Source organism: Cutibacterium acnes, assembly GCF_003030305.1.
Classification (GTDB): domain Bacteria; phylum Actinomycetota; class Actinomycetes; order Propionibacteriales; family Propionibacteriaceae; genus Cutibacterium; species Cutibacterium acnes.
The window spans coordinates 1-22392 of record NZ_CP023676.1 but is presented as its reverse complement, the minus strand read 5'-3'; the positions used below and the strand labels follow the sequence as shown (position 1 = coordinate 22392).

Sequence of the window (22392 nt, the reverse complement as noted above, 5' to 3'; positions counted from 1 at the left end):
AGAACCAAATCGGGATCTGATCGAGGTGTCGCACGTCCATCAAAACGGTACTCCACAACGCACGATGACGTTGGAATACGGCGTCGTCTCTCCCGTCCGCACGACGAAAGAGACGTTGGGCAGCGCCTTTTTGAGGTCCTCATGACTGACCGTGTGAACCTCTTCAATCCGTTCTCTCACCCAAGATTCCGGTTCATGCCCGAGAGCCTCGTGAGCAATCGTGGCTCCGTCCACGACCACTTCGTCGAGGATGGCGTCGAAAACCTCCTGGAACCTCGGAGTTCCCAGCACCACAGCGAGGTCAATCACCGGGACCTCATGAGGAATCGGCAACCCAGCATCAGCAACGACGAAGGTCTGGGTGTGCCCCAACCTGGCCACCGCCGCACACAATTGGGGATTAAGCAGTCCGCTCTTCTTCATGCGTGTTCTCCTCGACGAATGCTCTCCACCTCGTCAGCACTGGGGTAGGAGGCTTGTGCCCCCGGCTTGGTCACCGTCAAAGTCGCCACCGCGGTAGCAAAACGGCAACCCTCGACAAGAGTACGGCCACGAGCCAGTTCTGCAGCCAACGCACCAACGAAAGCATCTCCCGCACCGACGGTATCGACAGCCTTCACGGTCGCCGCAGCCACGGCGTCGAACCCTTCCGGCCCGCCGACGATGCATCCTGCCGATCCCAAGGTGATGACAACACTGCGGCACCCAAGGTTCAACAGCTCGCGCAAAGCTGCGTCAGGATCATCCTCAAGACGAGAAGTCGTCGATCCCAAAGCAAGAGCCACCAAGGCCGCCTCATGTTCGTTAACTACCAGCGGGTCGGCCATGCGAATGACCTCTGGATCAACGTCAACAACCGGTGCCAGATTGAACACGAATCGTTTGGCGCCGCGAGCAGCTTCGGCAATCCCGTCAGGCGGAATCTCACCTTGACACACCACCACGTCAGCGTCCTGGATGCGCTCGGCCTGAGCCCGGACGGTCTGTGCATCAACGGTCCCATTAGCGGCCGCGATGACGATAATTGAGTTCTCTCCGGAATCCGCGACCATGACGACGGCCGTCCCCGTCAATACGTCACGACGGACCACGCCATCAAGGCCAACGCCTTCCGATAGTAGGGATAGGGCGGTTTCAGCCGTCGGGTCCTTCCCCACAGCTCCGACCATCGCCACCTGAACGCCACATCGCGCCGCCGCAAGAGCCTGGTTAGCTCCCTTACCGCCGGGGGTCAGTGTCGCCTCACCTCCGGCCAGGGTCTCCCCTGGGCCCGGAAATCTCTCCACGCCGACCCTCATGTCGGCATTGATCGATCCGACGACGGTGACTTTCGCTGTCGCGCCGCTCATTCGTAGTCCTTCGCGTTGTCCTTGGTCACCAGCACAACCTTGATTGGGGTGGTCTTAGAAACCTGCTTGCCAGCCAATATGTCGGCCGCCTGGTCCACCGCGGTCTTGCCCAGCAAGGCAGGCTGCTGAGCAATCGTCGCTCCCATGGTTCCAGCCTTAACGGCCTTGATACCGTCAGCAGTACCGTCGAAACCTACAACCTTGGCGCTTTGGCCAGCCTTCGAGCCCAGGGCGGAAATAGCACCAATAGCCATCTCGTCGTTTTCGGCGAAAATACCCGTGGCTTTGGAGTGAGCCTGCATGAGATTAGTCGTCACGTCGAGAGCCTTAGAGCGATCAAAATTGGCAGTCTGCTTGGCGACCACTTTGATGCCTGGATGTTTGGCGATTTCCTCGCTGAATCCCTTACCACGGTCACGGGAAGCCGAGGCACCCGGGGTTCCCTGTAGGTGGATGACTTCACCCTTGTCTCCCATGATCTCAGCGAGTTTCTTGGCGGCATCGATACCACCAGCAATGTTGTCAGATGCAATGAAGGAAGCAACATCACCGCTGCTGGAGCTGCGGTCGACCGTAATCACCGGGATTTTCGCCTTATTGAGGGCCTTCACAGACGGCGCAACGGCGTCAGAATCAGTCGGATTGACGATAACTACTTTGGCTGAGGTAGATACCGCGTTAGCAAGCTGGTTGGCCTGGGTGGCGGCGTCGTCTGACGCGTCCTGCACCTGAAGGTTAACTCCCTTGGCCTTAGCCTCCTTCTTTGCCCCATCCACAAGCTGAACGAAGAACGGGTTAGTTTGCGTGGAGACGGCAAACACCACCGTGCCCGATGCAGATGAACCAGCTCCACCGTCACGGTTACAACCGGCCACACCAGTCGCTATTATCGTCACGGCGACTGCCGTCGCGAGCACCTTAGTAGACTTGAACTTCATTGTTCTACCTTTCTCTTGTTACACAATAGTTCGTGCATGAGCGCTTATTCAGGATTCTTTCTTAGACCTGAAGACATCGAATCCGACAGCCAGCGCGATAACGCAGCCGATAACAACCTGCTGCCAGAACGAGGTAACGTTAAGAATATTAAGACCGTTACGAATAACGGCTAGTAAAACAGCACCAATAAAAGTGCCGCTTGCCTTTCCAGAACCTCCTGACAATGAGGCTCCACCAATAACGACAGCTGCAATGGCATCAAGCTCATACCCGAACCCCGCCTGAGGCTGGGCTGAGGAGAGCCGACCAGCCAACACCAGACCAGCTAGGCCAGCAAAAACACCGGCCAGAGCGTAGACAGTGACGAGGATGCGACGCACCGGAATACCGGAGAGACGAGCAGCCTCTTCGTTACCACCAATGGCATAGAGAGAACGCCCCAGCACCGTACGCGACAGCATGAACCAGCACACCACACCGGCTAGGGCGAGCATGATGACAGGCACCGGAATTGGCCCAACATCAGCACCCAGCTGGTTCACTGCGTCAGAGGTGGCGACGGGGGTGCCGCCAGAGATAACAAGAGTTAGTCCGCGTGCGACGCTCATCATGGCCAGCGTGGCGATAAAGGCAGGCAACTTGCCATAGGCGATGGCCAGACCGGAAACAGCTCCAGCAAGCAGTCCGATTAGCAGGCCGATGATAAGGGTGAGCCAGCCTGGCAGACCAGCGTTAGAAAACATCCATGCTGAGACCATGGCTGAAAGAGCTGCGACCGAACCCACAGACAAATCAATGCCGGAGGTAACGATGACGAAGGTCATACCGAAGGCCATAATCGCCACCACCGCGGCTTGGATTCCGATATTAATGATATTCGGCACAGTGAGGAATACTGGAGTCGCAATAAACAGAGCAATACAGAGAATAATAAGGCCTACGAGAGCACCATGATTAAGGGACCAGGAACCAACTTTCCTGCCAACTGACGGTCTTTGCGTAGTAGCGGTTGATGTAGTAGTCACGATGATTTTTCCTTTCCAGATCATCACCGATCGAGAGAAGACGACATTCAGTACTTTTCGACATTAAGAATGAATACGGGATTCATCCTGTTTTTTCATCAACAGGATCGACGGAAGCCACCGCTAGCTCCATGACAGCGTCTTCAGTGGCCGTCTTGGCGTCGAGGATCCCCATCGCTCGGCCATGGGACATGACGAGGATCCGGTCACTCATCCCGATGACCTCGGGAAGCTCGCTGGAAACCATGAGGACGGCGCCCCCGGCATCGGTAACAGCATTAATAAGCTGGTAGATCTCGACCTTGGCGCCGACGTCGACACCCCTGGTTAGCTCATCAAGCAACAGAATTGACGAGCCCGCGAGAATCCAGCGTCCAATAACAACCTTCTGCTGATTACCACCAGACAAATTGCGCACCGGCTGATCCAAGCTAGCCATTCTGACCCTCAGCTTCTCAGCAACATTCTGAGCGCGTCGACGTTGCCCAGAGCGATCAACTAATCCCGCGTGCGAGGTCGATTTCATGGTCGCGTAACCGAGATTCTCGTTAACCGAAGCATCGAGAACTAATCCCTGCGATTTGCGTTCCTCCGGCACATGGCCGATACCGTCGACGATTGCGCGCGAAATCTTTCCTTTCGGGAGCTCCTTACCACGCACACGCACGGTGCCTGAGTCGTATTTATCGGCTCCGGCGATGGCGCGCAGCACCTCGGTGCGTCCGGCTCCCACCAGACCCGCCAGACCCAACACTTCGCCGGCGTGCAAGTCGAACCCGACATCTTGAAATGCCCTTTCGCGGCTGAGTCCCGTAACCGATAGCAACACCTCTCCGACCTCACCGCGATGGCGCGGGAACTGGTCGTCAATGTCGCGGCCGACCATCATCGTGACCAGCTCACGTTCCGAGGTACGGGCCGGTACCTCCCCTACGAGAGTGCCGTCGCGCAACACCGAAACGTCGTCACCGACGCGGGGAATCTCGTCGAGGTGATGGGAGATGAACACCATCGCCACGCCCTTAGTCTTGAGGTCATCCATCACCTCGAAGAGCTGGCCAGACTCCTTGCGCGTCAGAGCAGCGGTGGGCTCGTCAAGGATGAGCACCCTGGCATCCATCGACAGAGCTCGCGCGATCTCCACGAGCTGTTGGTGGGCAGTACTCAGCGAACCGACGAGGCGGTCCGGGGAGACGTCTAAACCAATCCGCTCCAGCGCAGCACGGGCCTGAGCCCGCATCAAGCCCCAATTCACCAGCCCGCCCCGGCTGGGGGTGCGTCCAAGCATGATGTTCTCAGCCACCGACATCTGCGGAACGAGATTAAGTTCCTGGTGGATCGTCGCGATACCCCGAGCTTCGGCAGCCTTAACAGTAGGCAGTTCAACGGGTGTGTCGTCAATGACAACCGAACCAGAGTCGGGGTGATAAATGCCGCTCATCATCTTGATGAGGGTGGTCTTTCCGGCTCCGTTTTCACCGAGCAGGACGCGCACCCTGCCAGGAATGACGTCCACCGATACGTCTTGGATGACCTTGACGGGTCCGAAAGCCTTAGTGACGTGGTCGAGTCGAAGTACTGTTGTCACTGGTTCTCCTTGACCATTCGAGTTGATGCCCTGACGATGAGGTGGGTGTCCAAGCGGGCGGAGCTGGTGGGCTCCCCAGACATGGCACGGTTAAGTAGATCGACGGCGACCTTCCCCATGGCGTCAATATCCTGGGCGACGACGGTGAGGGCGGGATTGGTGAGGCTGAATACCGGCAGGTCGTCGAAACCGACCAGGTCGATCTCGTCACCGATGCGAACCCCCTGGTCAATGCATGTCCGCAGCGCCCCCATCGACATGAGGGAGTCGGACGCAAAAATGGCAGTTGCACCACCGTCAAGTAGTCGTCGGGCACCCATGCGTCCTGACTCCTCCTGAAAGTCGCCTTCGACAACGAGGTCCTCGTCAACCTCCAGTCCATGTTCAGCCAACAGTTGACGATAGGCCTGATAACGCTCCAGACCGGTTGAAGTTTGTTGTGGTCCGGTAATGAAACCGATCCTGCGATGCCCGTGATCCACCAGGTGGTGGACGGCCTGTCTCATTCCATTCCAGGGATCAGAGGTGACGGCTGGCAGAGGCGACCCCGTGATTTCACGGTCCACGCACACCACCTGAACGCCGTCGTCAACTAAGTCTTTGACGGCCTGCCCGCCGCTGCCAGTGGGCGTCACGATCGCCCCGTCAACTCTCTGACGACGCAGAGTGTTGACGTACCGGTTGAACTGGTCGGGAGACTCGTCGGCATTGCACAGCAAAGTTGCCCAACCATAAGCGAGGCACGCATTTTCAACGACCGACGCCAACTCAGCAAAATACGGGTTACGGATATCTGGGACGACCAACCCGATGACGCCACTGTGGGATGAACGCAAGGACCTAGCGTGAGCATTCGACAGATATCCCAACTCATGGGCTGCGTTGTGCACCGCGCTGCGGGACGCCTCGGAGGTCGCGGAGCTGCCGTTAAGAACTCGCGATGCCGTCCCCAGCGACACTCCTGCCAACCGAGCGACATCCTTGATCGTCGGTTTGTGAGTCATCTTTCCCTCCTCTCGTCGTCGAGTGTGAGGTGTCGAAGAGTTTTCCCATGTCCACCTTATGGAAACGTTTCCATGAGTGTGTGATTTACACGGAACCACATTCAGCATTGAGTGTCAAGGGGGTACTACAGAATCCGCCCCACGTCCCCGGCTATCCCTGCCAGTCCCTCATCAACTATGTCCTCATCAAAGCTGTGGCAATCCTGCACACAACACAGGGTCGTGCCATGAGGAGTGGCAACTAACCCAACGACGAACACATTTGCCACACCGAGACCGCAGCTCTCGGCCGCCTCAACGTCATGCGCACTCAAACACACTGGAACGTACTGTCACGGCTTCGTGTCAGACACTGTCGTGAAGCACTAAACTCGCCGCATTACCAGCTACTGCAACTCTGTTCCAGTTCGTTGCAGTACGTGCTAAGCAGGAGCAGACAAGCTCGCCACCACGTCTCACTGTCAGAGACGGTGGTGTACCACGTGAGACGATGAACGTCAACGGAAGGATCACACCCATGTCAATTGCACCGCACCTCGTCGTTATCGGGATCGGCCACGTCGGCTCGGACGTCGTCACCAATGCCGCAGCCTTGGGACTCTTCTCGCGTATATCGCTCATTGATGTCGACAAAAAGGTCCGTGACGGCCAAGCTCTCGACAACCACCAGGCCACCGCCGTCGCCCCCGCCATGACGACCACCATCACGGCAGCCAACTATGACGCATGTCGCAGCGCCGACGTCATCATCGTCTCCGCTGGTCCCTCCGTCCTGCCTGACAGCTACGGCGGCGGCCATGACTCACGTAACTCGCTGGCCCAAGTCAACTCGAAGGTCATCCGCGAGGTGATGGGCAACATCTGCCAATACACCCACAGCGCACCCATCATCCTCATTACTAACCCACTAGACGTTAACGTCCATATCGCGGCAACCGAGTTCGACTATCCGACGAACCTCGTCGTTGGCACCGGAACCGCCCTCGACTCAGCCCGACTGCGCCGTCACCTAGCCGACTGGGCCGGCGTCAGTCCCGACTCGGTGCAAGCCTTCATGTTGGGAGAGCACGGGGCGACAGCATTTCCCTACCTCTCGCATGCCTCTATCGGTGGTCTGACCCTCGCCGAGGCGACGACCGCCCTGGGGCTGCAACCGTTGTCCCCCGACCAGGTGGGCAACAGCGTCGTACAGTCGGCCTTCGATATCCTTGAGGGCAAGGGCTGGACGTCCTCGGGTATCTCGAAGGCGGCGGTGAGCTTGGCACGGGCCATGCTGCTCGACCAACGGTCCATCCATCCGGTATGCACGCTAGCCGACGGGGTGCTGGGATTCCACAGTGAGGTATCCCTGTCGCTGCCAACGGTGGTCAGTGGCCACGGGGTCGAACATCACCTCAACATCGTCTTGGACGAGTGGGAGCAAGAGAAACTGTTGGTCTCGGCCAAGGCGGTACGAGAGGTCTATGAGTCGGTGCGTCCAGCCTGAGCGCCGCGACTCCTGGCATTTCCCGTTACATCCCACCCATACAGCAGGGTGACGTCGGCCTCGATGACGAGTTCGGTGCGCAGTTCCGGGCACCGAACTCAGTCTTCGGCGAGAGTGACCTCCAAGCCACCCATAATCTGGGCAGCCAAGTTGTAGAGGAAGCTAAACAAGGTCGAGATCGCCGTAAACAACACCGCATTAATGGCGCCGATAAGGGCAGTCAAACCCAATACACGCCCAGTATTGACGTAGTCAGACAGCTCAAACTTCGACGTCGAACTTGGTGAACTGATGAGGTCGTTGACGACCTTATTCATGGAATCAAAGGCACCCGAAGCACCGATGATGCCCCAAATGATCCAGGTCGCGATAAAGAAAATCACCGCGCCAGCCACACCGAATAATAGAGAGGTCTTCATGACCGACCACGGATCGACGCGAGTCAAGCGCAACCGAGCCTTACGTGTGCGCCTCGGAGCGCGTGCCGGCTGATGCGCCTGAGGCGAACGATGCGGCTCCTGCTGGTTCGGGGCTTTCTCCCCCTGGGCGCCACGCGAATCAGTACGCCTCAACGGGGTAGACGCCGTCGTCCGTTTGCGATCAGACTCCTGACGCGGATCAGGGCGCTCCTCGCCCTCCTCGTGGAAGGTACGGCGGGCATCACCGGCGGTCCAGTGGATTGCCTCCGGGTCGTCGGGACCGGGATGCGTCACCTTCTTCTCGTCACTCACCGTTGTCCTCCGGCTTCATGTCGTTTCCCGCCGTATCGACGGCACGGTCGTCGTCCACAGTATCGCTTCGCCGAACCACACCTCCCGATTGGGCCTGCGTGGCATCGCCTTCAACAGTTTCCACTGATTCGTCAGCGACTTCCTCCTCGACGGTATGTTCGGGGTTGACAGCGATGATTGAGACAGCGTCGCCACCTCGTACGGAGACGAACTTGACCCCCATCGTGGAGCGTCCCTTGGCGGGCACCTCAGACACGGCCGATCGGGTGATCTGACCTGACGTCTTAATCGCGATGATTTCGTCAGCCTCGCTGACCACCAGGCCACCAACCAGGGAGCCGCGCTCCTCACTGAGGGCCATCGCTTTGATGCCGACTCCCCCACGCCCCTGCTGACGGTACTCCGACACAGCAGTGCGCTTGGCGTAGCCGCCACCGGTTGCTGTGAAAACGAACCGATCATCCTCAGGCATGTCGGAGTGGATGATCGACATTGACAGCAACTCGTCATCACCACGGAACTTCATGCCGGTAACGCCCGAAGTCGCACGCCCCATCGGGCGCAGCTGGTCGTCGCCGGCAGAGAACCGGATCGCTTGCCCCTTACGGCTGATAAGCAGCACGTCGTCAGCGGCGGAGCACTGCTCGGCGCCGATGAGCTCATCGTCCTCGGTACGGAAATTAACGGCGATAACGCCGGCCTGACGAGACGAGTCATAAGCCTTGAGCGCCGTCTTCTTGACCATACCCTTACGAGTGGCCAGGAGGAGGTACTCGGCGCCGTCGTAGGACCGTAGGGTCATGACTTGGGCGATCTTCTCGTCGGGCAGGAAGCTCAGCAACCCAGCGACGTGACCCCCCCTGGCGTCACGACCAGCCTCCGGCAGCTGCCATACCTTGGTGCGATACACCCGACCCATATTTGTGAAGAAGAGGATCCACTGGTGGTTCGTGGTAGTGAATAGCTGTGCCACCTCGTCGTCAGCGCGCAGGCTGGCGCCGCGAACACCCTTGCCACCGCGTTTCTGGACCCGGTACAGGTCAGTGCGGGTGCGCTTGGCGTAGCCGCCCCGGGTAATGGTGACGACGACGTCATCGTCGGGGATGAAGTCTTCCTCGGAAAAGTCCCCATCGGCGGCGATAATGCGGGTGCGACGCTCGTCACCATACTTATCGACGATCTCGGCAAGCTCGGTAGAGATGATCTCGCGCTGGCGGTCCTCGCTAGCCAGAATTGCTTTGTAATCAGCGATGAGGCGCTCGAGTTCTTCAAGTCGGTCGATGATCTTTTGACGCTCCAGGGCAGCCAGACGACGCAACTGCATATCGAGGATGGCGCGAGCCTGAATCTCGTCGATATCAAGCAGTTCCTGTAGGCCGGTGCTGGCGGCCTCAGTGTTCGGGGAGCGACGGATGAGCGCGATGACCTCGTCGAGCATATCGAGGGCCTTGACGAGAGCCCGCTGGATGTGGGCGTCTTTTTCGGCCTGAGCCAGGCGGTACTCGGTACGCCTGCGGATGACCTCCATCTGGTGGTCAATCCAGTAGCTGATGAATTGGTCCAGACGCAAGGTGCGCGGCACGTTGTCCACCAGAGCCAGCATGTTGCAGCCGAAGGTGTCCTGCAAAGCCGTGTGCTTATACAGGTTGTTCATGACGACACGCGGCTGAGCGTCACGCTTGAGGACGATGACTAAACGCTGACCAGTACGGGCTGAGGAGTCGTCACGGATGTCGGCGATACCGTTGATGCGACCGGAGTTCACCAGGTCGGCGATCTTGGTGGCGAGGTTGTCCGGGTTGCACATATAAGGCAACTCGGTGACGACCAGGCACTGGCGTCCCTTCTTGTCCTCTTCCATGTCGATGACGGCACGCATCGTCACCGAACCGCGGCCGGTGCGGTAGGCGTCCTCGATGCCCTGCCGACCCACAATGAGGGCGCCGCCGGGGAAATCCGGACCCTTAATGCGCTCCATGCACGCCTCGAGCAGTTCCTCGTGGGAAGCATTGGGGTGAGCCAAAGACCACTGCACGGCCTCGTTGACCTCGCGCAGATTATGGGTCGGGATGTTGGTGGCCATGCCCACCGCGATACCTGAAGAACCATTGACAAGCAGGTTGGGGAACCTCGACGGCAAGACGACCGGTTCGGTCTCCTTGTTGTCATAGTTGGGCTGGAAATCGACAGTGTCCTGGTCGATGTCGCGCACCATCTCCATGGCCAGCGGCGCCATCTTGCACTCGGTGTATCGCATGGCAGCCGCACCGTCGTTGCCCTGGGACCCGAAGTTACCCTGACCCTGGACAAGCTTGTATCGCATGGCCCATGGCTGAGCCAGACGCACCAAGGTGTCGTAAATGGCCGAGTCGCCGTGAGGGTGGTACTTACCCATGACGTCACCGACGACGCGGGAGCACTTGTTCCAGCCGCGGTCGGGGCGGTAACCGCCGTCGTACATCGCGTAGATGACCCGACGGTGTACCGGTTTGAGGCCGTCGCGCACATCGGGCAGGGCACGCCCGACGATGACGCTCATCGCGTAGTCGAGGTACGCGTTCTGGATCTCGTCACGAATCTCGACCGGCTGGATTCCGACGTGACGGCCGGTCACCAATCCTTGACGGTCGGCCTGGTTCTGCTCGTCGGGCTTCTCGTCGTCAGCCATGGAGTGTCCTTTGAATAATCAGGGGATGAGGGAATGGGTGCTCAGATGTCGAGGAAGCGGACGTCCTTGGCATTGCGCTGAATGAACGATCGGCGCTGTTCGACGTCCTCACCCATGAGGATGGAGAACATCTGGTCGGCCAGCGCGGCGTCTTCAAGGGTCACCTGGAGCAGCAGACGCTTGTCGGGGTCCATGGTGGTGTCCCACAGGTCTTCGGCGTCCATCTCGCCCAGACCTTTGTACCGCTGGATCGGGTTAACTTGGGGCAGCTTCTTGCCGTGGGTCAGACCGTCTTCGCGCAGCAGGTCGCGCTCTTCGTCGGAGTAGGCGAGCTCGTGCGGGGAGTTCGTCCACCGCAGTCGGAACAGCGGGGGCTGTGCCAGGTAGACGTGGCCAGCGTCAATGACCGGACGCATGAACCGGAACAGCAGGGTCAGTAGCAGGGTGCGGATATGAGCGCCGTCAACGTCGGCGTCCGCCATGAGGATGATCTTGTGGTAACGCAGTTTGTCCAGATCGAAGTCCTCGTGGACGCCGGTTCCTAACGCGTTAATGATCGACTCAATAGTTTCCGAACCCAACGCGCGGTCGAGGCGGGCTTTTTCAACATTGAGGATCTTTCCTCGCAACGGCAGGATCGCCTGAATACGTGGATCACGGCCCTGAGAGGCCGAACCACCAGCGGAGTCGCCCTCCACAATGAAGATCTCGCACTCTTCCGGGCTGGTTGAGGAGCAGTCCTTGAGTTTGCCGGGCAGTGACGTCGACCCCAGCAGGCCTTTCCGGTTACGGGCCAGATCGCGGGCCTTGCGAGCGGCTACGCGAGCCTGGGCAGCGGCTTGTGACTTTCGGACGATGCTCTTGCCCTCATTGGGATTCTCCTCGAACCAGTCCGAGAGCTTCTCATTAAGGGCTTTTTGGACGAAAGATTTGGCCTCGGCGTTGCCGAGTTTGGTCTTTGTCTGGCCCTCGAACTGCGGCTCGGTGAGCTTGATGGAGACGACGGCTGTCAGGCCCTCGCGGATGTCGTCACCGGAAACGCGATCCTCACGCTTCTTGATGAGTCCCCAAGTCTCACCCCACCGATTAACGGTATTGGTGAGAGCGGCACGGAAGCCTTCCTCGTGAGCTCCGCCCTCGATGGTGTTGATGGCGTTGGCGAAAGTGTGGACGCTGGTGGCGTACGAGGTGTTCCACTGCATCGCAATCTCCAAACCCATACCCTCCTCGGGACGGTGGGACTCCAAGGAGATGATGGTGGGGTTGATGACGTCGCGGGTCCCCGTGAGGAATCGGACGTAGTCCTTAAGCCCCTCCTTATAGAGGAAGTCCTCGTGAACCGGGTTGCCGTCCTCATCAGCGTGGTCGGCACGGCGGTCGGTGAGCACGATACGCAGACCCTTATTAAGGAAGGCCATTTCACGGAAACGGTTCGACAAGGTTTGGTAGTCGAAAACGATGGCATCGAAGATCTCGTCGGAGGGCTGGAAACGCACCGTGGTGCCTTCGTGATCGTCGGGGCCGAGTGCCTCAAGCTGCTCCAGCGGACCGTCAGGCTCACCGAGGCTGAAGGACTGACGCCAGTGGTAGCCGTCTCGTCGGACCTCGACGATGAAGTGGACCGCTAGAGCATTAACAACCGAGGAGCCGACGCCGTGTAGACCACCGGAGACCTTGTAACCGCCGTTGCCGAACTTACCGCCGGCGTGCAGCTTGGTCAGTACCAAAGTGACGGTAGGGATGTGTTCGACGGGGTGCTCCTTGACGGGAATCCCTCGCCCGTTATCGGTAACCTGGCACCAGTTATCGTCGAGTAACTCAACCTGGATGGTGTCGCAATAACCGGCCATCGCCTCGTCGACGGAGTTATCGACAATCTCATAGACGCAGTGATGCAACCCGCGCTCCCCAGTAGAGCCGATATACATGCCGGGACGCTTACGAACGGCCTCCAAGCCTTCTAAGACGGTGATTTGACCGGCATCGTAGGAACCGTCGACGGCCGTCGGGGGAAGCTCTGAGTCCAGACCATCAGGATGATCGGTAGCATCAATGAGAAGGTCCTCGGGGGTGTCCCCGTCGGTCACGGACTCGGGCATCTCGGGCTGGCTCACGGGCAATGCGCTCCTGTGTCTCTATAGAGGTCACGGTGACCTCCGGGTCTGGCGTCCCCGTCGGATGTCATGAACTAGCGGGGAGCCCAACGGTCCGATACTACCGCAAGCCCGCGCGGCACTGAACACCCGAACCCGCGAGATGGACGTTGAGGGGGCCTGTGAGCGATTCGACCCCCTCACCCGACTACCGGTACCGAGTGGGGGGTCACGACGTCAGCAGCGTTATGCCACCTTCCATTCAGGAGTCCCCTACCCCAGCACTTGCCAGGAATCCACGTCCTTGACCAGTCACTTTCACCTCGTCCCCGGCAGGCAACCAGACGGATTGGCCACGGCTTAATTCGCAATCGTCAGTACCGCAGTGGGCCACTAACTGGCCCTCTGTTACAAGAAGAATTCGCCCTAGTTCGGTAGCAGGAAGGTCGAGGACATCATTGTGCCCTTCAAGCCCCCAAAGCCGGAATTCCGGGAACGTAGTGTGATACACGCCGACTCCTGGAGATATTTGCTGAGCATACTCACCAACGCACGGCTCAGGAGTCATGTTGGCGTGGTCTAATAAGGCCTTGACGTCGATGTACTTGCTCGTCAGACCACCACGCAAAACATTGTCAGAATTAGCCATAATTTCCACACCAGTGCCACCAAGATAGGCGTGCATACTTCCGGCGCACAGGTGAATTTGCTGACCGGGAGCCAATCGCACCCGGTTCATCAGCAGAGCGACAAGAATGGACGGGTCTCCGGGATGGTCCTCCCACAGCTCGACGGCGGTGGTGGCTAGGCTGCGGACGTCTTCATCTGCACCGTCATTGAGGTAGGCGCGAGAGGCAGACACGACCCTTTTGACGACCGGAGTCACATCGTCGTCACCTGACAGCACTGCCGCCACGAGCGTGGCCAGGCCATCGTTTTGGCTCAGTGGTGTCAGCACCTCGTTCAGTCCATCGACTTCACCCAGACCCGATAGCAATACCAGGGACGAGGATGGATCGCGGAACCCACACAGGGCATCGAAATCAGTAAGGGCGACGATCATCTCGGGCTTGGGCCAGTCGTCACGAAAGATACGGTTGGGGGCATCAAGGGGAACCCCTGCTTCGTTCTCGGCGGCGAACCCCTTCTCGGCCTGTTCCCGTGAAGGGTGAGCCTGGATACTCAGGGCATGATTGGCAGACAGGATTTTCAGCAAAAAAGGCAGACGGTCACCGAAGGCCTCGCGGCTCCCAGCTCCCAGCTCGTCGGGGTGATGTGTCAACCACTGATCCAGAGGTGTGCCGTCCGGTAGGGCCGATGGAGCTTTGGGGTGGGCTCCCAGCCAGTACTCGGCCCACGGGGTGCCATCGGGTCTAGTCCCAAGGATGGCGGGAATGGCGTCAGCGGATCCCCAGTCGTAATGCTGGACCTGTCCTGTCAGTGCACGCATGGTTAGATTTCATCACGTTGGTTGGGCTCGAGTCACCTAGGTGAGGACAGTCCCGACGATTGTGAGTACCACGACTTCCACGACGACGCGAAGTACTTAATGGGATCAACAAGACTGACACAGTAACCAAGGAACCGACGAAAAACACTGTCTTCCTCATGACAACTCCAATTTTTGATCGATGTAGATCACACCTCGATCAAGAGGACACATCCACCGGAATTCTGCATCCTCGTCACCCCATGAGACACTCTGTACACTGCCAAAAGCCATTCGCCACAGAGGTCCTAGGTCTCACGAGTTACCACCTAGATACCTGTGACCATAACAAGGCTACGTCCACACGATTACCCCAACCTCTGCCGCGTCATAGCCTCGGCTCGTAATCCCAGGTATGCCAAGGTATTGATGGGGCAACTCTCCTCAATAGAGCGAGATCTATCGCACCTGCCGTACAATCTTACGGATTCAACCTGAGCCTAAGGCAACAGGTTTTAATGTATGACGATGAAAGGCTCGGGTAGAGGTGTCCTTCAAGGGATGACAAAAATGACAAGATGACCGACCGGGAGACGGCCCAAGAAGGAGTGCGTGCACTCTTGCGACTGTCCGTTGAGGATCCTTCGAGGGAGGGGCTTGAGGACCCGCTCGCTGACCGATTCTTGGGCTTGGTGCGACAGTCGTGAGAAAGCAGGTAATAGGGAAGAGCCTATCCGGCTCTTTGACGAACGCCGTGTCGGCTTCAGGGCGACTCTTCACCGTCTGCATGGTTCTGGGGGTGATGAGGTCCTTCATGGAGAACCTCGGTTTAAATAGGTTCCAAGCCGTGCTGGACCAAGTATCTCATAATCATGTAAGCGTCATGACAGTTGCAGTCTACGGCGGCTTGACCGTTGACGCCTGTGTAATTGCATATTTGGACGAGATCCCTAAGACTAAACTCAGACAGGGGATTTATTATCACTTCAAATTAGAAGCTATGAAGAAGGCCACGTTGGTCGACTTCTCATCTGCAAAATCCTACGGTACCGGCGCTCTATTGCAGAGAATTGAGGCGGGGGCCAGCGCGGGGCGGCAGATGATCTGCGATTTCTGGCTGCGGGCGCTGCGTGAAGTGCTTCCAGATATCATTTTCGGCTTGTGGTTCATCTCACGGATGGATTTCAGGATCGCTCTGGCGGTTCTTCTGGGTTACGTTGTCCTGCTGGCTACCACTAACCTCATGCTACGCCGCCTCTACGCACTAAAGCGAAACGCGGTGGTCGACGACGAGCTCATCAACCGGAGTATAAGCCGCATAATCATGGAGTTCGTCTCCGTGAGGATCCTGGGTCTGGGTAGCCGAGAGCTGGCTAAGACTCGTCGTTTATGTTCCGAAAACACCAACCGCAGCGCCAAAGTAGTGGCGACTCACGAATTTTTCTTCGCCTTCTTTGCACTCCTCATAATCATAGCCAAAATTGCCACCATTGTTTTGTTTTCGTTCGGAAAGTTGAGTTTAAGCGTTGGTGGTCTCGTGGCTCTATTGCTTTATATGGACCGGGTATACAACCCAATCGCGATCCTGAATGTCCTTTACGTACAGTACAAGCTCGACAGGGTATCGCTGGAACGGCTCGAGCAATTTCTTCTCTTGCCTAATGATGAGGGACTTACTGGGGGCGGCATGCCGTCTGATGCTGGGGCTTTTGCGACCGACCATCGGAGACGTTCGCGTCAACGGTATCAGCACGCGCGATCTAGACCTGAACCAGTTCTACGAATCTGTGGCGTACGTATCCCAGGATCCACCCGTATTCGATGGCACAATTCGTGAAAACCTGCTGCTGCAAGATACCCAGGACGACAAACGTGCCCTAGAGGTATTGAACACCCTTGGGCTCGGTGAATTTTTAGAACGTGGTAGAGGACTCGATAGCGAGGTCGGGGAAAGAGGTTCCATGGTATCTGGGGGTGAGCGACAGCAGCTCGCCATTGCCAGGATCCTCATTCACCCTAAGCCGCTCATCATCTTAGACGAGGCTACGTCCGCCATGGATAGCATTTCTGAGGAGCGGTCCATGGCGGTGATTCAACAGGTTGCGTCAGACAGCATCTTGATCATCGTGTCGCATAAGTTGAAGACGTTGGCAACGGCGGACGAGATCATCGTCTTGGAGTCCGGACAGCTTACTGAACGTGGCCCACTAGCAGAGTTGGTTAACGATGATGGAGTTTTCAACAGACTTTGGGAAAGGCAGTAGACCATGGACGAAGTCCAGTCATGTTGACCGTGACTACTCAGTCAACATGACTGGACTTCCACCTCATCCGTAGGTATCTCGCGGCCCTCTTCCCGGTACCGACCGAGGCCCATGCTTCCAACTGGGAGCACTTGGCCCCTCAATAACGACCCTAGTAACGGTCCCCTCCCCCAGACGACGATTGAGCTCGGCCACCAGCTGAGGCGCAATGGTGCGCAAAGACGTCGCCCACACCGTCGCCTCGGTCCGAACTGTCAGCACTGTGCCCTGGTACTTAACCGGGCGCGAATGTTCCGCATTCGTCGGACCAACCAGTTCGGGCCAGCGCGAAAGCACCAGATGTAGATTGACCTGACGACCCCATCCCTTAGATTGCACTAGATGGGTGAAAGCGTCGCCAAGGGCCATCGGATCGCGACCATCAGCCTTAGGACCGGACCATGATGGGGTACTGGGGCGACGACGACGTTTCCTCGCAGCGGAACGTCGAGGTGGCGGCAGCAAAACCTCGCCATCATCGTCATGACGCGGGGTTCCTGCCGGTTCACCACGAGCGGCTCGAGCAATAGCCAGGGCAACGTCGACACCCTCGTCATCATGATCAGCCGCCAGGCGACGATCTTCCTCGGTCGGACCTTCGTCAAGGCCGTCAGTCATCGTTATTCCCCTCATAGGCCAGCACCTGACCACCCCCGACGTCGAACCTCTCCCCGCGCAGAATCTCGGGAACATCCGAGGCTACCGCGGCCGTCACTAGCACCTGATCAGCCTGCACTACCGACGATGCCAGTCGGTCTCGACGCGTCGCGTCAAGCTCAGCGAAAACATCATCAAGCACGAGAACGGGTTCAATACCGTCATCACGCAGAAGCTGGAAAGACCCCAATCTCAAAGCCAGAGCCAACGACCATGATTCGCCGTGGGAGGCATACCCTTTAGCCGGCATTTCTCCGATATGCAAGATGATGTCGTCACGTTGCGGGCCGACGAGGGTAACGCCCCGGATGAGCTCGTCAGCACGTCGTTTCGCCAAAGTGTCCAGAAATCGGTTTGCGAGCTCCTTGCGGTCGATCGGTGTGGAACTCTCCCTTTCTTGCGGAGGCGACCACAGACCCTCAAGATCGATCGTGGACTTATACGACGCAGTGGTGAGGTCATTCACTGGGGCAATCTCGCGGTAGGCGGCCGAAGTCAACGGCATGACAGCCGACAGAGTATCGAGCCGAGCCGAAAGTAGTTCAGCACCGATGGTAGCCAGCTCGTTGTCCCAGATGTCCATCGTCGCACCGATCTCAGCTCCCGCCGATCGCCCCTTCCCGGACAGGGATTTGAGTAAGGCGTTGCGCTGCTTGAGGACCCGCTCGTAATCAGACTTCACCGCGGCCATCCTGGGCCACCGCGTCACCACTAGGCCATCGAGGAACGCTCGACGATCCGACGGATCACCGCGCACCACTGCCAGGTCATTAGGCGAAAACACCACAGTCCTCAACACCCCGAGAATGTCCCGCGGACGGGTTAACGGAGCTCGATTAATACGCGCCCGATTGGCACGTCGCGCATTAATCTCGACCTCCAGCAGCAAGCTGCGGGCGTCGTCGGTCCCGGCACGGACCCGGCCTCGTACGACCGCCTGGTCGGCTCCCAGCCTCACCAGCGGGGTGTCATTGCTGACGCGATGCGACGACAACGTTGAAAGGTATTCCACCGCCTCAACGAGGTTCGTCTTCCCTTGGCCATTAGAGCCAATGAAGGTCGTCGCCCCTGCGGCCATGGGGACATCGGCACGGACATAGGAACGGAAATCAACCAGTTCGAGGCGCTCAACGAACATCCGGACCCCCTCCGACCACATTCAGGCCGTCCGAGCCAGGTTACCGGACAGACATGTTCACAGCCACGGTCTGCCATGTAGGACGGTGCATCCAGGTGGCAGCAACGGGTCATCCCCACTGCGAATAGCGTCAATAACGGCTTCCGGCTCGGCTAATGGGCCAACCTCATCCCCTCCCCAGGTCGACGCGCAGCCCTGTCCGGTACCGACGAGATGGAATGTCGGCTCACCATTGACCACCGGCCCAGTGACAACGACGAGGCTACCGTCAACGACGGCCGCCAAGTCCGCGTCAAGAACCCGCAAAAGATCTTCCGAACCATGGTCGCAGGCATCACAAGCGCAATCCGGGATGATGTCGAAGGGATCGGCATCCGAGGTGGCGGACAGCCCGACAAAAGGAACCTGGTCAAAAGTCACCACCGACACGTACAGAGGCAACGTGTCGCTGTGAGGGCTTGACCACCGCTGCTGCAACCGGCCCCGACCTTTGGCCATGGTGTCGACGTCAACGTCACACAGTTTCGCAAGAACCGTCTGCCACGCCTGCAAGCGCAGCATGAGGACGTGGTACCTCTCAGGGTCAGTGACCCTGCTGTACTCCTCCTCGGCAGCAACGAAATGATCAGCGTGCGGATTCGACCAGGAAGGCGCACCGAGGGCATCGAAGACGCGGTTAACCCCAGTCCTGACGTCAGCGATGGTTGTCATGGGACCAGTGTGGCAATCCCCCTAGCAAGGCCATTTGGCACCCCATGGCACTTGCCTATCAAGGGCAGTGCTATAGCCCAATACAAGTATGCTTTATGGGGCTATCGAGCAAGACTCTTCGTGACGCGAAGCTACCTCAGGAGGGCAATCTCATCAGCATGATGACGTGACGGTAATCCGTCTCCGGCTTGCCGTCGAAGTCATTGAGACCAGTCACCAGGCAAGGCTTGCCAGGAGCGGTGAAAGAGAAGTGGACGTAGGGGGTATCCAGGGCACCAAGGGCGTCAGACAGATAATGCGGGTTGAACCCTGCCGCGGTAATAGTGGGCTCCCCGTCAACGTGGTTTGTAACAACAGCCTCAATGGCCTCAGAAGCTTGAGCCTGGTCGCCCGTGGCCGCTGACAAGGCGACCGAGTCGTCATTAATGACCATCCGCAGCGGAGTGTTGCGCTCAGCAACGAGGGAAACGCGACGCACCGAGTTGATGAGCTCATCGGTACGAGCCCGCACCGAACGAGTGGCCTTGATGTCCATGAGGTGACGCACTTTAGGGAATTCCCCACTTAGCAAGCGAGTGGTCATGCGACGCACACCGTTGGCCCCGTCACCTTCAAAACCGACAAGACCTTCACCACTGTCGCCCGAAGAAAGGTTCATGGTGACGTGCTCGCCAGAGGTCATCGAGCGCGCGGTTTCATTGATGACCTTAGCCGGCACCAAAGCAGTAGCCTCAGCGTCGGTGGCGCTGGGATTCCAGGTGATTTCCTTGAGAGCCATCCGGTAACGGTCTGTAGCCAGCAGCGAGAGGGTCTCCCCGTTGATTTCGACGCGCACACCCGTAAAGACCGGCAATAGCTCATCACGACCAGCAGCCACGACGACCTGAGCGACAGCCCTGGAGAAAACACTGGCGTCAACAGTGCCCGTTGCTGCAGGCATTTGCGGCAGATCAGGATACTCATCAACAGGTAGGGCCTGAAGGGTAAAGCGAGCAGATCCGCACACCAGATCCATCTTGGCGGGGTCCGTCGTGATCTGAACCGGCTTGTTAGGCAAGCTACGAGCAATATCAGCAAGCAGCTTGCCAGAGACAAGAGATTCCCCCGGCTCGTCAACCTGAGCGGAAAGGGTAATTTGTGCGCTGGTCTCATTGTCGGAGGCCGACATCACCACCGAGTCGCCCTCAGCTCGCACGAGCAGTCCAGCCAAAATCGGCACTGTCGGCCGGTTCGGCAGACTGCGAGCAGCCCAGGCGACAGCTTCGGCCATGACATCGCGTTCCAGACGGATTTCCACTGCGTCCCCTTGATTTGGCGTCTCGCACTCCATGGTGCCTGCATGCTGATCATATCCATGCTTGCCGACCGTTGGCACGCCCATGGTGATGTCGACGTCAAGAGTTCTCTTGGTAGTGGATCTTCTTCCCGTGTTAGAGCGGTGTGCGGCAGCGAGGCCTTGTCCCCAAATCCACACCCACAGACTTGTGAGAGATGGAGATGTATGTCTTTTCTTCGTACTCGTAACCCCTGTGGAACTTGTGGATAACTGCCAAACTCCCTTGTCAGCAACGTTTTGTGGCAGTGGACGACGACGTGGACTAGATGTGCGTGCTGGTGGGGTGGCTGTGGATATAGGAAGTTGTCCCACCGTTATCCCCTGGCTGTCCACTGGTTTTCCACATATGGGTGTGGGGATAGGTGTCACGGGGCGGGCTTGTGCCTAGCTCAACGACACAGGTATAGCTGTCACCGTAGGCTGCGGTTCAGCTCAGTACTGCTTGATGCGGTTGGTGATCTCAGAGACCTGATTGAAGATCTGACGCTGCTCCCCCATGAGGGCGCGAATCTTGCGGTCAGCATGCATGACGGTGGTGTGGTCCTTGCCGCCAAACTCGGCGCCGATCTTGGGCAACGAGAGGTCAGTGAGCTCGCGGCACAGGTACATCGCAATTTGTCGGGCTGTGACAAGGGTCTGAGCGCGGGAGGTGCCTAAAAGATCGTCCGCAGAGATGTCGAAGTAGTCGGCGGTCTCCGCGATAATGCGCTCTGGTGTCACCGGGGTCTCGCGACCTTCCGGGATGAGGTCCTTGAGGACGACTTCAGCCAGAGAGATATCCACCGGTTGCTGATTGAGGCTGGCAAAAGCCGTCACCCGGATGAGGGCTCCCTCGAGCTCACGGATATTGGTTTGGATACGGCTAGCGATGAACTCCAGCACGTCCGGCTCGACGGTGATCTTCTCGGCCGCAACCTTGCGCCGCAGGATGGCGATGCGAGTCTCTAGATCTGGAGGCTGGATGTCAGTAAGCAGACCCCATTCAAACCGGCTGCGCAGACGCGGCTCAAGGGCCTCCAACAGCTTAGGCGGCCGGTCAGAGGTCATGACGATCTGCTTCTGGGCGTTGTGAAGAGTATTGAAGGTGTGGAAGAACTCTTCCTGGGTTTGGATCTTCGACTGCAAAAACTGGATGTCGTCAACTAGCAGGACGTCAACATCGCGGTAAGAGCGACGGAACTCCGTGGTGCGGTTGGTGCCGATGGCGTTGATGAAGTCGTTGGTGAGTTCCTCGGTAGAGACGTACTTCACTTTGACGTTGTCGTAATACGACATGACGTAACGCCCGATGGCATGCAGCAGGTGGGTTTTCCCTAGCCCAGAGCCGCCATAGATAAGCAGCGGGTTGTACGACTTTCCAGGGGCCTCGGCAACCGCGACTGCGGCGGCGTGAGCAAACCGATTAGATGCACCGATGACGAAGGAATCGAAGGTGTACTTCGGGTTGAGTCGGTTGCCTTCGTCATCGTCGATAGTGGTGGTGGGCCGAGCAGAGGGTTCAGTGACTCCGACGGTGACCTTGGGGACGAACTGGGCAGGTGGAACCTCTTCTTCCTCGTCCTCATGGTCAGGAGCACCAAGAGCCAATTCCAGATCGGGATCGATGGTGATGGCTAGGTGGATGGCTTTGTGAAAATGGTCAGAGAGGAGTTCTTCTAGTTCGTAACGCATCTTTGATTCAAGACGGTCACGGGCAAATTCGTTGGGAACGGCAACCATCGCCGTAGAAGAGTGCATCGTCACCGGGGTAGTGTTGGATAACCACGCGCGATTAGGTTTCGAAACCTTCGTAAGGATGTTGGTCCAAGCTTCATTGAGGGCCTCAGTGGGATCATTATCAGCCGACTGTGAACTCATCGGCGGGGGCAATACAGCATCCGGATGGATCGGCGCGGGACGAGGGTGGTCGGCGTCGCCGAACGGTGTGTCGGACAT

At 58.2% G+C, this 22392-nt stretch carries 19 protein-coding genes; 4 read left to right on the top strand and 15 right to left on the bottom strand.

All coding sequences use genetic code 11. The annotated features are described in order from the left end of the window. Positions 1 to 39: 39 nt before the first annotated feature. Genes rbsD through CPA42_RS00075 form a run of 6 tightly spaced genes read right to left on the bottom strand, consistent with a single transcriptional unit; the run spans position 40 to position 5905 of the window. On the bottom strand, positions 40 to 423 hold the full coding sequence (rbsD, locus tag CPA42_RS00100) for a D-ribose pyranase (RefSeq protein ID WP_002515909.1): 384 nt from the start codon (positions 421 to 423) through the stop codon (positions 40 to 42). Then, positions 420 to 1349: a ribokinase gene (locus CPA42_RS00095; protein WP_002515739.1), complete on the bottom strand. Its 930-nt coding sequence runs from the start codon at positions 1347 to 1349 to the stop codon at positions 420 to 422. Before CPA42_RS00095 ends, rbsD begins: the two co-directional genes overlap by 4 nt. Next, positions 1346 to 2287 (bottom strand): substrate-binding domain-containing protein, encoded by a 942-nt coding sequence (locus CPA42_RS00090; protein ID WP_002515915.1) that lies wholly within the window; start codon positions 2285 to 2287, stop codon positions 1346 to 1348. The genes CPA42_RS00095 and CPA42_RS00090 overlap by 4 nt, the downstream gene beginning before the upstream one ends. Positions 2288 to 2335: 48 nt before the next feature. Then, on the bottom strand, positions 2336 to 3337 hold the full coding sequence (locus CPA42_RS00085; protein ID WP_002518564.1) for an ABC transporter permease: 1002 nt from the start codon (positions 3335 to 3337) through the stop codon (positions 2336 to 2338). 58 nt (positions 3338 to 3395) lie between these two features. Continuing rightward, a complete protein-coding gene (locus tag CPA42_RS00080) occupies positions 3396 to 4901 on the bottom strand; it encodes a sugar ABC transporter ATP-binding protein (RefSeq protein WP_002515830.1) in 1506 nt (501 codons plus the stop codon). Continuing rightward, a complete protein-coding gene (locus CPA42_RS00075; protein ID WP_002515911.1) occupies positions 4898 to 5905 on the bottom strand; it encodes a LacI family DNA-binding transcriptional regulator in 1008 nt (335 codons plus the stop codon). Before CPA42_RS00075 ends, CPA42_RS00080 begins: the two co-directional genes overlap by 4 nt. Positions 5906 to 6395: 490 nt before the next feature. Between CPA42_RS00075 and CPA42_RS00065 the strand changes: the two genes are divergently transcribed. Next, positions 6396 to 7391 carry an L-lactate dehydrogenase gene (locus CPA42_RS00065; RefSeq protein ID WP_002518560.1) on the top strand — a complete coding sequence of 332 codons (996 nt, stop codon included), beginning with the start codon at positions 6396 to 6398 and terminating at the stop codon, positions 7389 to 7391. A 98-nt stretch (positions 7392 to 7489) separates the two neighbouring features. Here the strand turns inward: CPA42_RS00065 and CPA42_RS00060 are convergent, their stop codons facing one another. The 4 genes from CPA42_RS00060 to manA form a co-directional block, all read right to left on the bottom strand. Then, positions 7490 to 8122: a DUF3566 domain-containing protein gene (locus tag CPA42_RS00060; protein WP_002515835.1), complete on the bottom strand. Its 633-nt coding sequence runs from the start codon at positions 8120 to 8122 to the stop codon at positions 7490 to 7492. Further along, a complete protein-coding gene (gyrA, locus tag CPA42_RS00055) occupies positions 8115 to 10790 on the bottom strand; it encodes a DNA gyrase subunit A (RefSeq protein ID WP_002515815.1) in 2676 nt (891 codons plus the stop codon). The genes CPA42_RS00060 and gyrA overlap by 8 nt, the downstream gene beginning before the upstream one ends. A 41-nt stretch (positions 10791 to 10831) precedes the next feature. Beyond that, on the bottom strand, positions 10832 to 12889 hold the full coding sequence (gene gyrB / locus CPA42_RS00050; RefSeq protein ID WP_002518559.1) for a DNA topoisomerase (ATP-hydrolyzing) subunit B: 2058 nt from the start codon (positions 12887 to 12889) through the stop codon (positions 10832 to 10834). 256 nt (positions 12890 to 13145) lie between these two features. Continuing rightward, positions 13146 to 14333 carry a mannose-6-phosphate isomerase, class I gene (gene manA / locus CPA42_RS00045; protein WP_002515893.1) on the bottom strand — a complete coding sequence of 396 codons (1188 nt, stop codon included), beginning with the start codon at positions 14331 to 14333 and terminating at the stop codon, positions 13146 to 13148. Between the two features lie 557 nt (positions 14334 to 14890). On the opposite strand from manA, the gene CPA42_RS00040 reads away from it, so the two are divergent. From CPA42_RS00040 to CPA42_RS00030, 3 genes are all read left to right on the top strand, one after another. Then, a complete protein-coding gene (locus CPA42_RS00040) occupies positions 14891 to 15019 on the top strand; it encodes a hypothetical protein (RefSeq protein WP_002522464.1) in 129 nt (42 codons plus the stop codon). Between the two features lie 80 nt (positions 15020 to 15099). Further along, positions 15100 to 16149 carry an ABC transporter ATP-binding protein gene (locus CPA42_RS12990; RefSeq protein ID WP_002518557.1) on the top strand — a complete coding sequence of 350 codons (1050 nt, stop codon included), beginning with the start codon at positions 15100 to 15102 and terminating at the stop codon, positions 16147 to 16149. After that, complete coding sequence (locus tag CPA42_RS00030) at positions 16034 to 16576, top strand: ATP-binding cassette domain-containing protein (protein WP_226807281.1); 543 nt, start codon at positions 16034 to 16036, stop codon at positions 16574 to 16576. Before CPA42_RS12990 ends, CPA42_RS00030 begins: the two co-directional genes overlap by 116 nt. A 63-nt stretch (positions 16577 to 16639) precedes the next feature. Here CPA42_RS00030 and CPA42_RS00025 read toward each other — a convergent pair whose 3' ends face one another. From CPA42_RS00025 to dnaA, 5 genes are all read right to left on the bottom strand, one after another. Continuing rightward, positions 16640 to 17233, bottom strand: coding sequence for a DciA family protein (locus CPA42_RS00025; RefSeq protein WP_002515904.1), 594 nt, complete (start codon positions 17231 to 17233; stop codon positions 16640 to 16642). After that, complete coding sequence (gene recF, locus CPA42_RS00020; RefSeq protein WP_002518554.1) at positions 17226 to 18431, bottom strand: DNA replication/repair protein RecF; 1206 nt, start codon at positions 18429 to 18431, stop codon at positions 17226 to 17228. The genes CPA42_RS00025 and recF overlap by 8 nt, the downstream gene beginning before the upstream one ends. 36 nt (positions 18432 to 18467) lie before the next feature. After that, on the bottom strand, positions 18468 to 19121 hold the full coding sequence (locus CPA42_RS00015) for a DUF6226 family protein (RefSeq protein ID WP_002515945.1): 654 nt from the start codon (positions 19119 to 19121) through the stop codon (positions 18468 to 18470). Positions 19122 to 19257: 136 nt separating this feature from the next. Continuing rightward, positions 19258 to 20418, bottom strand: coding sequence for a DNA polymerase III subunit beta (dnaN, locus tag CPA42_RS00010; RefSeq protein WP_002517483.1), 1161 nt, complete (start codon positions 20416 to 20418; stop codon positions 19258 to 19260). 471 nt (positions 20419 to 20889) lie between these two features. Further along, positions 20890 to 22392 carry a chromosomal replication initiator protein DnaA gene (gene dnaA, locus CPA42_RS00005; protein WP_002515747.1) on the bottom strand — a complete coding sequence of 501 codons (1503 nt, stop codon included), beginning with the start codon at positions 22390 to 22392 and terminating at the stop codon, positions 20890 to 20892.